Genomic DNA, 11,983 nt, shown 5'->3' with positions numbered 1-11,983 from the left:
GGATCGCGCGCATGGCTCCCGCGTTCCCAGGCATCCGCGACCGGCGCTCCGCCCTGCGCTTCGGCCGGCGGCGTGCCCTGCAGGTCACGGCGGCGGCCGGCGTGGTGCTGGCGCTGCTGCTGTGGTGGCTGCTGCCGCTGGGCCAGGCCTCGTCCCCGCGGGGCAGGGTGGATTTCACCACCGGGGTGCCCACCGGGGTGTACGCCCGCTACGGCGCGCTGCTCAAGCAGCACGTGGCCCGGGATCTGCCCGATGTCGACCTGCGGCTGCGGTCCAGCGAGGGGTCCGTCCAGAACATCGAGCGGCTGGTCTCCGGCAAGGCGAGCTTCACCATCGCCACGGCCGACGCGGTCGCCGCCTACCGGGAGCGCGGCGGCCGGGACGCGGACCGGCTGCGCGCCTGCGCGCGCCTGTACGACGACTACATGCAGCTCGTGGTGCCGGCCGGATCCGACGTGCGGAGCGCGGCGGACCTGCGGGGCAAGCGGGTGGCCATAGGCCAGAAGGGCTCCGGGGTGAGCCTGATAGCCGGCCGGCTCCTCGGAGCCGCCGGGCTCGACGCCCGGAAGGACATCGAGCCGGTCCGGGTGGGCATCGACCGGATGCCCGGCCTGCTGCGCGAGGGGAAGATCGACGCGTTCTTCTGGTCGGGCGGGCTGCCGACGGCGGCGGTCTCCGACCTCGCCGACGACGTCGGTATCCGTCTCGTGCAGCTCGGGGACCTCAGCGACGAGCTGACCCGGCAGGGCGCGGCGACCCGTCACTACCGGGCGGCGGTCATGCCGGCCGACGCCTATCCGCAGGTGCAGCACGGCAAGGCGGTGAGGACGGTGGCGGTGGCGAACCTGCTGGTGACCACGGACCGTACGGATCCGGGGCTGACCGAGGGCATCACCCGCACGGTGATCGACAGCCGCGACCGGATCGGCAGCGAGGTGCACGCGGCACAGCTGGTGGACCTGCGGACGGCGATCTTCACGGATCCGCTGGAGCTGCACGAGGGCGCCCGCCGCTACTACCGCTCGGTCAAGTCCTGATCCTCCGCTCGGCCGGACCCGGCCGGGCCCGACGTCCGTCCCGAGCCATCGGAGCCGCGTCATGCATGACGACCGCAGCATCGTCGAGTCCCGTCTGCACCGTGTCCTGACCGAACGCATCCGGCCCGCGGTCCACGGCCGCTGCGTGCCGCTCACCGTCGAGCGGTGGGACGCGCCCGGTGAGCCGGTTCCGGTCGCCGAGGGGCTGGCCGCCGCGTACGGGCCGGCGCGGGCGGGCGACCGGTGGGGGCCGGCCTGGGGGACCAGCTGGTTCCGGGTGCGCGGCCGGGTGCCCGAGGCGTGGGCGGGCCGCACCGTGGAGGCCGTCCTCGACCTGGGCTTCGACCGGGGGATGCCCGGGTTCCAGTGCGAGGGGCTGGTGTACCGGCCCGACGGGGAGGCGGTGAAGGGCCTCCATCCGTACAACGACTGGGTGCGCGTCGGCGACCCGGCCCGGGGCGGTGAGGAGGTGCTGCTGTACGTCGAGGCGGCCGCCAACCCGGTCCTCGCCGGCCAGACGCCGACCCGTCAGGGGGACCGGCTCACCGCGGGCGAGGAGCCGCTGTACCGGATCGCCCGGATGGATCTCGCCGTGTTCGAGACGGACGTCTGGGAGCTGGTGCAGGACCTGGAGGTCCTCGGCGGGCTGATGCTCCAGCTGCCGGAGGGGGACGCACGCCGCTGGGAGCTGCTGCGCGCCGCCGAACGCGCCCTGGACGCCGTGGACCTGGCCGATGTCGCGGGCTCGGCGGCCGGTGCGCGGGAGCCGCTGGCGGAGGTGCTCGCCTCCCCCGCGCACGCGTCCGCGCACCGGATCAGCGCGGTCGGCCATGCGCACATCGACTCCGCGTGGCTGTGGCCGTTGCGGGAGACGGTGCGGAAGGTGGCGCGGACCTGCTCCAACGTGGTGCATCTGATGGACCGCCACCCGGAGTTCGTGTTCGCGATGTCGCAGGCCCAGCAGCTCGCCTGGATCAAGGAGCACCGGCCCGAGGTGTACGCCCGGGTCCGGGAGAAGGTCGCGGCCGGGCAGTTCGTGCCGGTGGGCGGGATGTGGGTGGAGTCCGACACCAACATGGTCGGCGGGGAGGCGATGGCCCGGCAGTTCCTGTACGGGAAGAAGTTCTTCCTGGACGAGTTCGGGATCGACACCCGGGAGGTGTGGCTGCCGGACTCGTTCGGCTACACCGCCGCGATGCCGCAGCTGGTGAAGCTGTCGGGGTCGGACTGGTTCCTGACCCAGAAGATCTCCTGGAGCCGGACCAACGCCTTCCCCCATCACACCTTCTGGTGGGAGGGCATCGACGGCACCCGGGTCTTCACCCACTTCCCGCCGGTGGACACCTACAACTCCGACCTCGGCGGGGAGCAGCTGGCCCACGCCGCCCGCAACTACCGGGAGAAGGGGCGGGCGTCGCGTTCCCTGGTGCCCTTCGGGTGGGGCGACGGCGGCGGCGGGCCGACCCGGGAGATGCTGGCCCGTGCCCGGCGGCTGGGCCGTCTGGAGGGTTCGCCGCGGGTCGCCGTCGAGCGGCCGTCGGCGTTCTTCGAGGCGGCGCACGCGGAGTACCCGGACGCCCCGGTCTGGGTGGGTGAGCTGTATCTGGAGCTGCACCGCGGCACGTACACCTCCCAGGCCGGGACCAAGCAGGGGAACCGGCGCAGCGAGTCGCTGCTGCGGGAGGCGGAGCTGTGGGCGGCGACGGCGGCGGTCCGGGCGCCCGGATACCGCTACCCGTACGAGGATCTGGAGCGGATCTGGAAGACGGTGCTGCTGCACCAGTTCCACGACATCCTGCCCGGGTCGTCGATCGCCTGGGTGCACCGCGAGGCGCGGGCGACGTACGCGGCGGTGCGGCGGGAGCTGGAGGCGCTCGTCGCGGCGGCGCAGCGGGCGCTGACCGGCGGCGGGGAGGGCACGGTCGTCTTCAACGCCGCCCCGCACGCGCGGCGGGGCATTCCGGCCGGCGGCGCGGCCCCGGAACCGGGCCGTTCCGGGGATCCGGTGACCCTGACGCCGCGGGAGGAGGCGGCGGGCGGCGGCTTCGTCCTCGCCAACGGGCTGCTGCGGGTGGAGGTGGACGGCCGCGGCCTGGTCGTCTCGGCGTACGACCTGGCGGCCGGGCGGGAAGCGGTGGCTCCGGGGCTGGCGGCGAACCTGCTCCAGATCCACCCGGACTTCCCCGCCATGTGGGACGCCTGGGACGTCGACGCCTACTACCGGAACACCGTGACCGACCTGGTGGAGCCGGACGGGCTGACGGTCGCCGAGGAGGGCGCGGACCGGGCCGTGCTGCGCGTCACCCGGACCTTCGGCGCCTCCTCGGTGGTGCAATTGCTCGCCGTGCGCTCCGGCTCGAAGGTGCTGGAGATCGACACCGAGGTCGACTGGCACGAGTCGGAGACGCTGCTGAAGGTGGCGTTCCCGCTGGATGTGAAGGCGGACCGGTCGGCCGCGGAGACCCAGTTCGGGCACGTCCACCGGGCCACGCACACCAACACCTCCTGGGACGCGGCGAAGTTCGAGATCTGCGCGCACCGGTGGATCCAGGTGGCGGAGCCGGGCTGGGGCGCGGCGGTGGTGAACGACTCGACGTACGGCCACGACGTCACCCGCGACGTGCGCGCGGACGGCGGGCAGACCACGACCGTCCGGCTGTCGCTGCTGCGGGCGCCGCGCTACCCGGACCCGGAGACCGACCAGGGGCGGCACCGGCTGCGCTTCGGGCTGGCGCCCGGGGCCTCGGTGGGCGACGCGGTCCGCGAGGGGCACTGGTTCAACCTGCCGGAGCGCACCGCGCCGGGCTCGGCTCCGGTGGAGCCGCTGGTGACGGTGGACAGCGACCAGGTGGTGGTCGAGGCGGTCAAGCTCGCCGAGGACCGCAGCGGCGCCGTGGTGGTGCGGCTCTACGAGGCACACGGCGGACGGGCCGCGGCCACGCTCCGGGCCGGGTTCCCGGTGGCCTCGGCGACCGGGACGGACCTGCTGGAACGGCCCCTGGCCGGGGCGCCGGAGTACCTGGTGTCCGCGGACGGCGAGGTGGCCCTGGGCTTGCGCCCGTTCCAGATCGTGACGCTGCGGCTGGAGCGGGCGGGGGTGCCGGGGCCGGGGTGACGGGCTTCGGTGGTGCCCGGCCGGTCACCCGCCCTGCGGGGCGGCCGGCCGGGAGGGGCGGTCGGCCGGGAGGAACAGTTGTCCGGGAGGGGCGGCTGTCCGGGCAGGGTGGTCGTCCGGGCGGGGGCAGCCGGGAGAGAGGTCAGCCGGGCGGGGCCGTCCGCGGGACCGTGATCGTCACCCGCAGCCCGTTCGGTTCGTTGGGGGCGAAGGCCATCGAGGCCCGGCCGGCCGCCAGCAGCGCCCGGCAGATGGACAGCCCCAGTCCCGAGCCGGAGACGTTCTGGTGGCGGCCGCTGCGCCAGAACCGGTCGCCGATCCGGTCCAGCTCCTCCTCGGTCAGGCCGGGGCCGCCGTCCGCCACCGTGATCCGGACGGTGTCGCCGTCCGGTTCCGCGCCGACCGTGACTGCGGCTCCCTCGGGGGTGAACTTCAGCGCGTTGTCCACCACGGCGTCGAGCGCGCTGGACAGGGCCACCGGGTCGGCCCACCCGGTGGCGCCGGACGGCCCCTCGTAGACCAGGGCGACCCCCTCGCGGTCGGCGACCGGACGCCAGGCTCCGACCCGTTCCTCGGCCAGCTCGGCGACGTCCGTGAGCTGGAGGTCGGCCGCGGCGTGCTCGGCCAGCGCCAGGTCGAGCAGATCGTCGAGCACCCGCGCGAGCCGCTTGCCCTCCGTGCGGACGGAGGCGATCTCCTCGTTGCCCTCGGGCAGTTCCAGCGCGAGCAGTTCGATCCGCAGCAGCAGAGCGGAGAGCGGGTTGCGCAGCTGGTGCGAGGCGTCTGCGACGAACGCCCGCTGCTGCTCCAGGACCTCTTCGACGTTGTCGGCCATCTCGTTGAACGAACGGGCCAGCCGGCGCAGCTCCGGCGGGCCCCCGGCGGCCGCCACCCGGGACTTCATCCGGCCGGTGGCGATGTCGTGGGTGGCCGCGTCGAGGACGCGGACGGGGCGCAGCACCCAGCCGGTGAGCCGGGCGGCGGCGCCGAGCGCGAGCAGCATGGCGGCGCACTCCCCGGCGCCGAGCAGCAGCCAGCCGTGGAGGATGCGGGAGCGCAGCTGGCCCGTCGGGGAATCGGTGACGACGACCGCCACCACGTCGCCGTCCCGGATGACCGGTGAGGCGACGGCCAGCCGTTCCCGCTGCCAGGGCCAGACCTGGGGCGGGTTGTGACTGCGGCGGCCGGCCAGCGCTTCCTCGAAGGCCCGCTCGGGTTCACCCCCGGCCGGTACGGACCAGTGGCCGGGGGCGACAGCCATCGCCGTCCGGTCGCGGTAGAAGACCCCGGCACGGATGCCGTAGAGATCCTCATAACGCGCGAGTTCGGCGCGCAGGGTGACCAGCCGGCCCCCCTCGTCACCGGGTCTGCTCGCGGCGGGACGGGCGGTCACGAACTGGGCGAGGGCCGCGAAGCGCGCCGAGTCGTCGATCCGGTCCACGACCACCCGCTGCTGCTGGGCGGCGGCCAGGCTCCCGGCGAGCGGGAAGCCCAGGGCGAGCAGCACGCCCGCCATGAGGACGATGAGCAGCGGCAGGAGTCGGGTGCGCACCGGTCCCGCGGATCCTCAGGCCGCCGGGGCGACGAGGCGGTAGCCGACGCCGCGCACGGTCTCGATCAGGGCGGGCATCCGCAGCTTGGAGCGGAGCGAGGCGATGTGCACCTCCAGGGTGCGGCCGGTCCCCTCCCAGCTGGTGCGCCAGACCTCGCTGATGATCTGCTCCCGGCGGAAGACCACGCCGGGGCGCTGGGCGAGCAGCGCCAGCAGGTCGAACTCCTTGCGGGTGAGCGGCACCGGGACGCCGTTCACCGTCACCTGGCGGGTGGGGAGTTCGACGAGCACCGGCCCCAGCCGCAGCGGTTCGTCGGCGCCCGTCTCCTGGTCCTCGGGACCGGCCTCGCCCGGCACCGTGCGCCGGCTGACCGCGTGGATACGGGCCAGCAACTCGCCGGTGTCGTACGGCTTGACCACGTAGTCGTCGGCCCCCAGGTTCAGCCCGTGGATCCGGGAGCGCACGTCCGAGCGCGCCGTCACCATGATCACGGGGGTGGCGGTGCGCTTCCGGATCCGGCCGCAGACCTCGAATCCGTCCTGGTCGGGCAGGCCGAGATCGAGCAGGACGACACCGAAGGGCGCTCCGGTGTCGGGCAGCAGGGCCTGGAGGGCCTCCTCGCCGTTACGGGCGTGGGTGACGTCGAAACCGTGCCGCGCGAGCACCGCGGAGAGCGCCGCGGCGACGTGGTTGTCGTCCTCGACGAGGAGCAGTCTCATCGGCCCCTTCCTGCCCTGGTGCGATGGGGTGTGCGGCGATACGTCGGTGTGGTCACAGGGCATACAGCCCGATACGACGCCGCACGTCAAGAGGCGTCCGGCCCTGGGCCACCATCCGTTATGGAGCCGGTAAGGAACCCGTCACCGGGGGGCCGGAACCGGTCACCCAGCGTCGCAGCCCGTAGCCGTATCGTTATGCTCAATTCTCGCTCAGATGTGATGACGGTCATCCTGGCCGCTCCGTATGGTCCTCCCAACCGAGGAGGACGGAGCAAGAGCCGATGACCGAAGTATCGGTGACCAAGGACGCCGCACCGACGGCGGATCCCCTGGTCGTCCTGGACAACGTCAACAAGCACTTCGGCGCGCTGCATGTGCTCCAGGACATCGACCTGACCATCGCACGCGGCGAGGTCGTCGTCGTCATCGGACCGTCCGGATCCGGCAAGTCGACGCTGTGCCGCACGATCAACCGGCTGGAGACGGTCGACTCGGGCGCCATCACGATCGACGGCAAGCCGCTTCCGCAGGAGGGCCGTGAGCTCGCCCGGCTGCGCGCCGATGTCGGCATGGTCTTCCAGTCGTTCAATCTCTTCGCACACAAGACGGTGCTGGAGAACGTGATGCTGGGCCAGGTCAAGGTGCGGCGGGCCGACAAGAAGGCCGCCGAGGAGAAGGCCCGCGCCCTGCTCGACCGCGTGGGCGTCGGCACCCAGGCGGACAAGTACCCCGCCCAGCTCTCGGGCGGCCAGCAGCAGCGCGTCGCGATCGCCCGCGCGCTGGCGATGGACCCGAAGGTGATGCTCTTCGACGAGCCCACCTCGGCCCTCGACCCGGAAATGATCAACGAGGTGCTGGAGGTCATGCAGCAGCTCGCCCGGGACGGCATGACCATGGTCGTCGTCACCCACGAGATGGGCTTCGCGCGCTCGGCCGCGAACCGGGTGGTCTTCATGGCGGACGGCCGCATCGTCGAAGAGGCGCAGCCGGACCAGTTCTTCAACAACCCCCGCAGCGACCGGGCCAAGGACTTCCTGTCGAAGATCCTGCACCACTGACGCTCAACGACTCACGACGTAAAGGATGTTGACATGATGTTCCGCAAGGCCGGCGCCGCGGCCGCCGCCGCCATCGTTCTGTCCCTCACCGCCACCGCCTGCGGCGGCTCCGGCGACGACAAGGGCGGCAGCGACAAGATCACCATTGGCATCAAGTTCGACCAGCCGGGTGTGGGTCTGAAGACTCCGGACGGCAAGTACACGGGCTTCGATGTCGATGTGGCCACGTATGTCGCCAAGGAGCTGGGCCACGATGCCAAGGACATCGAGTGGAAGCAGGCTGCCAGCGCCGACCGCGAGAACCTGATCTCCGCGGGTGACGTGGACTTCGTGGTCGCCAGCTACTCGATCAACGACGAGCGCAAGCAGAAGGTCAGCTTCGCGGGCCCCTACTTCCTCGCCCACCAGGACCTGCTGGTCCGCGCCGACGACAAGTCGATCAAGTCGGCGAAGGACCTCAACTCCAAGAAGCTCTGCTCGGTCACGGGCTCCACCTCCGCGCAGAACGTGCAGAAGGAGCTCGCTCCCAAGGCCGACCTCCAGCAGCTCGGGGGCTACTCCGAGTGCCTGACCGGCCTGGAGAACAAGACTGTTGACGCCCTGACCACCGATGACTCCATTCTCGCGGGCTTCGCCGCGCAGAAGGAGCACCAGGGCAAGTTCAAGCTCGCGGGCCTCAAGCTCAGCGACGAGAACTACGGCATCGGCCTGAAGAAGGGCGACACCAAGCTCCAGGGCAAGATCAACAAGGCCCTCGAGAAGATGGTGAAGGACGGTTCCTGGGAGAAGGCCGTGAAGAAGAACTTCGGCGAGGCCGGCTACAAGAACGAGCCCGCGCCGAAGATCACCGAGACCAGCTGATCCAGGGCACGGTGGCGCGCCGCTGACCGCGGCGGCGCGCCCCGCCACTCAACCAGGGGAGAGCGCGGGTCAACGTGTTCGACTTTCTAGATTCCGGGCAGTACGACTTGCTCGGCGCCTTCTGGGTGACGGTGCAGCTCACCGTCTACTCGGCAATCGGTTCCCTGATCTGGGGCACCCTGCTGGCCGGCATGCGGGTCAGTCCGGTTCCGCTGATGCGATCCTTCGGGACTGCGTACGTCAATCTGGTCCGGAACACCCCGCTGACGGTGATCATCCTCGCCTGTTCGCTGGGGCTGAACCAGACGCTGGGCATCAGCCTCGGGGCCGAGAACTTCAACGACATCGGCTTCCGGCTGGCTGTCCTCGGGCTCGCCGCCTACACCGGCACCTTCGTCTGTGAGGCCCTGCGGTCGGGCATCAACACCGTGCCCGTGGGCCAGGCTGAGGCGGCTCGCGCCCTCGGCCTGAGCTTCGGGCAAGTGCTGACGCTGGTCGTCCTCCCCCAGGCGTTCCGCTCCGTCGTGGCACCGCTGGGCAATGTGCTCATCGCGCTGACCAAGAACACCACGGTGGCATCCGCCATCGGCGCGAGCGAAGCCGCCTTGCTGATGAAGGGGATGATCGAGAACGAAGCCGATGCCCTATTGGCGGTCTTCGCTCTCTTCGCTTTGGGCTTCATGATCCTTACTCTCCCGACCGGTCTGCTGTTCGGCTGGCTCAGCAAGCGCGTGGCGGTGAAGCGATGAGTGCCACCAACGTTCTCTACGATCCCCCCGGCCCCCGGGCCAAGCGGCGGAACGTCCTCTACACCGTCCTCTTCATCGGTGCCCTGGGGCTCGTGGCCTGGTGGGTGCTGGGCGCCCTGAACGACAAGGGTCAGCTGGCGGCCGATAAGTGGACCCCGTTCGTCACCGACTCCAAGGTGTGGACGACCTATCTGCTGCCCGGACTCGTCGAAACGCTCAAGGCGGCGGCGCTCTCCATCGTGATTGCCCTGCCACTCGGTGCGGTGCTCGGCATCGGCAGGCTGTCCGACCACCGGTGGGTCCGCGTTCCGGCGGGTGCGGTGGTCGAGTTCTTCCGGGCCATCCCGGTCCTGCTGCTGATGTTGTTCGCCAACGCGGCCTACATCCTGGCCGAGGTCGATTCCGAGATCCGCCCGCTGTACGCCGTGGTGACCGGCCTGGTGCTGTACAACGCCTCGGTCATCGCCGAGATCGTCCGGGCAGGCGTCCTCACCCTGCCCTATGGCCAGACGGACGCCGCCAAGGCGATCGGCATGCGCAAGGGCCAGATCATGGTGAACGTGCTGCTGCCGCAGGCCGTCACCGCCATGCTTCCGGCACTGGTCAGCCAGCTGGTCGTGATCGTCAAGGACACCGCCCTCGGCGGCGCCATGCTCAACTTCCCCGAACTGCTCTCGCAGAACCGCCAGATCACCGCGAACTACGGTGCGAACACGATCGCCGCCTTCACCGTGATCGCGCTGATTTTCATCGCCCTCAACTTCCTGCTCACCACATTGGCCGGGTGGCTCGAAGGCCGGGTCCGCCGGGCCAAGAAGGGCACAGGGGCCGTGGTCGGCGGCGCGGCCGGTGACGATCTCGGAGGGGGCGGCATCGTCATCCCCGCCCAGGCCTCGGCATCCGACACCGCCGATTCGGCCGGCTGAACTCCGCCGGACACATCAGGCACGGGACGTGGGCAGCGGCAGAACGCCGCTGCCCACGTCCCGTTGATGCAAGCAGACGCGGCGGGCTGCATACTTTTGCTGTGATCTCGCACCGGGCCCCCCTGACGACCCTTCATCCGTGCGGCACGGTCGAGGAGGTCACGTCGTGGACCCGGTGATCATCGTTGGCGCGGGGCCCGTCGGGCTCTCCCTCGCACTCGCTCTCGTCCGCCGTCAGGTGCCGGTCGTGGTCCTCGACGAGGGCACCGGGCAGGACGAGGTACGTCCCGCCCGGACCGTGGTCCTGCGCCCGGACACCGCGGGTTTCCTGGAGCGGATGGGCTGCGCCCCCGCCCCCGGCGAGGGCACCCTCTGGACCGGATGGCGGACGCTGCGCCGCCGGAAGCTGCTGCACCGCACGGAGTTCGCCTGCACGCACGAGTCCCCCTCCGGCCGGCATGAACTCGGCGCGGGCGTCGGGGCCGGCGACGAGCCGGGGGCCGACGCGGCCGGTGAGTCGCCGCTGCACTGCCCGCAACATGTGCTGACCCGGCGACTGCGGGCGGCGCTCGCCAAGGAGAGCCTCGCCGAGGTCGTGACCGGCAGCCGGCTCGGCATCCTGGAACAGGACGAGAACGGCGTCACCGCGCACACCCGCAGTATCGGCGACGCCACGGCGGAGCGGTCGGCGGGGATCTGGTGGCGGGGCAGCTACCTGGTCGGCTGCGACGGCCCCCGGTCCACCGTGCGCAAGCTGCTGGACGTCCGCTTCCCCGGGCGTACGGCCGTCGAGCGGCATGCCGTCGCGGCGCTGCGGGCCGAACTGCCCTGGCCGGACGAGGCCGTGCTGCACCGGTCCCCGCCGCGTGGCGGGGAAGTGCTGGCCAGGCCGTTGCCGGGCGGACGCTGGCGCATGGACTGGCTGGTGCCGCCGCGCGGCGAGCTGGTCACCCCGGAGGCGCTCGTCACCCGGGTCCGCGACACCCTGGCGGGGTGGTGCGGCCACACCCCGCCGTACGAACTCCTCGACACCGGCGTGCACACCGTGCACCACCGTCTCGCCCGCCGGTGGCGCGTGGGCCGGGCCTTCCTGGCCGGGGACGCCGCCCATCTGCTCGGCGCCTTCGGCACCCAGGAGCTGGACGAGGGACTGCGGGACGCGGACAACCTCGCCTGGAAGCTCTCCCTGGCCTGGCATCACCAGGCCTCCGAAACACTGCTCGACAGCTACCAGGCCGAACGACGGACGGCGGTCGGCGCACGGCTGCGCGCGGCCGACCAGGCACTGCCGTTGCTGCGCTCGAACAGCTCGTGGCCGGCCGTACGCCGCTCCCTGCTGCCGGGTACGAGTGGTGGGGCCGACGCGCTGCTCACGGACGGCCATGTGGGAACCGGGCCGCTGGGGGCGCTCCCGACGTACGCGCGCTCCCCCCTCACACCGTCCGCCACGTCGTCGTCCGGCGGTGTGCCCCAGGTGGCCACGGCGCCCGGTGCCCCCGTGGACGATGTGCCGGTCACGGCACCGGACGGGTCCACCGCGCGGCTGCGGGACCGACTGGGCGGCGATCTGCTCGTCGTCCTGGTGGCTCCCGGCACGGGGGTGTGGGAGCGCCGTCACTGGCTGGGCGCGGGGCTGATGCCACGGCTGGCAGCGGCGGTGTCCGCACTGCCGGTACGTGCGGAGCTGCTGGTCACCGAGGGGTACCCGGGCGCGGCGGCGCACACCGTACTGGTCGTCCGGCCCGACGGGCATCTGGTCGCGGCGATGTCCGGGGTACGGACCGCCGATCTGCACGCCTGCGTCGACGCCGCCCGAGGCGGCAGCCCGGTGCCACCGCAGGGCGCGGGCAGCGGCGCGCGGGCGGACGATACGGCGCAGAGCGCCGGGAGTGCTTCCGCCCGCCGCTGACCGGCAGAACGGGCACCGGCCGCTCGGAGTACGGGCGGCCCCAGAGGACGGCCGGC

9 protein-coding genes are annotated in these 11,983 nt (G+C 72.0%); 7 read left to right on the top strand and 2 right to left on the bottom strand.

What is annotated here, in order from left to right; all coding sequences use genetic code 11:
• Window positions 1–11 precede the first annotated feature (11 nt).
• A complete protein-coding gene (locus ACFYYR_RS22755) occupies window positions 12–1,037 on the top strand; it encodes a TAXI family TRAP transporter solute-binding subunit (RefSeq protein WP_388856424.1) in 1,026 nt (341 codons plus the stop codon).
• A gap of 61 nt (window positions 1,038–1,098) precedes the next feature.
• Window positions 1,099–4,152: an alpha-mannosidase gene (locus ACFYYR_RS22750; protein ID WP_388856421.1), complete on the top strand. Its 3,054-nt coding sequence runs from the start codon at window positions 1,099–1,101 to the stop codon at window positions 4,150–4,152.
• A gap of 142 nt (window positions 4,153–4,294) precedes the next feature.
• Here ACFYYR_RS22750 and ACFYYR_RS22745 read toward each other — a convergent pair whose 3' ends face one another.
• Entirely contained in the window at window positions 4,295–5,704 is a 1,410-nt protein-coding gene (locus ACFYYR_RS22745; RefSeq protein WP_388856418.1) for a sensor histidine kinase, read from the bottom strand.
• A gap of 15 nt (window positions 5,705–5,719) precedes the next feature.
• On the bottom strand, window positions 5,720–6,424 hold the full coding sequence (locus tag ACFYYR_RS22740; RefSeq protein ID WP_388856415.1) for a response regulator transcription factor: 705 nt from the start codon (window positions 6,422–6,424) through the stop codon (window positions 5,720–5,722).
• 281 nt (window positions 6,425–6,705) lie between these two features.
• On the opposite strand from ACFYYR_RS22740, the gene ACFYYR_RS22735 reads away from it, so the two are divergent.
• From ACFYYR_RS22735 to ACFYYR_RS22715, 5 genes are all read left to right on the top strand, one after another.
• Window positions 6,706–7,482, top strand: coding sequence for an amino acid ABC transporter ATP-binding protein (locus ACFYYR_RS22735; protein ID WP_388856412.1), 777 nt, complete (start codon window positions 6,706–6,708; stop codon window positions 7,480–7,482).
• 33 nt (window positions 7,483–7,515) lie between these two features.
• Window positions 7,516–8,343: a glutamate ABC transporter substrate-binding protein gene (locus ACFYYR_RS22730; protein WP_388856409.1), complete on the top strand. Its 828-nt coding sequence runs from the start codon at window positions 7,516–7,518 to the stop codon at window positions 8,341–8,343.
• Window positions 8,344–8,417: 74 nt separating this feature from the next.
• Entirely contained in the window at window positions 8,418–9,092 is a 675-nt protein-coding gene (locus tag ACFYYR_RS22725; RefSeq protein WP_388856406.1) for an amino acid ABC transporter permease, read from the top strand.
• On the top strand, window positions 9,089–10,018 hold the full coding sequence (locus ACFYYR_RS22720) for an amino acid ABC transporter permease (RefSeq protein ID WP_388856403.1): 930 nt from the start codon (window positions 9,089–9,091) through the stop codon (window positions 10,016–10,018). The genes ACFYYR_RS22725 and ACFYYR_RS22720 overlap by 4 nt, the downstream gene beginning before the upstream one ends.
• A 166-nt stretch (window positions 10,019–10,184) precedes the next feature.
• Window positions 10,185–11,927, top strand: coding sequence for an FAD-dependent monooxygenase (locus tag ACFYYR_RS22715; RefSeq protein ID WP_388856400.1), 1,743 nt, complete (start codon window positions 10,185–10,187; stop codon window positions 11,925–11,927).
• The last annotated feature ends 56 nt before the right edge of the window (window positions 11,928–11,983 follow it).

Source organism: Streptomyces sp. NPDC001922, from assembly GCF_042891165.1.
GTDB lineage: Bacteria > Actinomycetota > Actinomycetes > Streptomycetales > Streptomycetaceae > Streptomyces.
The sequence above is the reverse complement of the archived record's forward strand: the minus strand, read 5'-3'. Positions and strand labels throughout refer to the sequence as shown.

Coding starts and splice junctions, on each gene's coding strand:
- ACFYYR_RS22755 (WP_388856424.1), top strand. CDS start 12: ATGGCTCCCGCGTTCCCAGGCATCCGCGACCGGCGCTCCGCCCTGCGC.
- ACFYYR_RS22750 (WP_388856421.1), top strand. CDS start 1,099: ATGCATGACGACCGCAGCATCGTCGAGTCCCGTCTGCACCGTGTCCTG.
- ACFYYR_RS22740 (WP_388856415.1), bottom strand. CDS start 6,424: ATGAGACTGCTCCTCGTCGAGGACGACAACCACGTCGCCGCGGCGCTC.
- ACFYYR_RS22735 (WP_388856412.1), top strand. CDS start 6,706: ATGACCGAAGTATCGGTGACCAAGGACGCCGCACCGACGGCGGATCCC.
- ACFYYR_RS22730 (WP_388856409.1), top strand. CDS start 7,516: ATGATGTTCCGCAAGGCCGGCGCCGCGGCCGCCGCCGCCATCGTTCTG.
- ACFYYR_RS22720 (WP_388856403.1), top strand. CDS start 9,089: ATGAGTGCCACCAACGTTCTCTACGATCCCCCCGGCCCCCGGGCCAAG.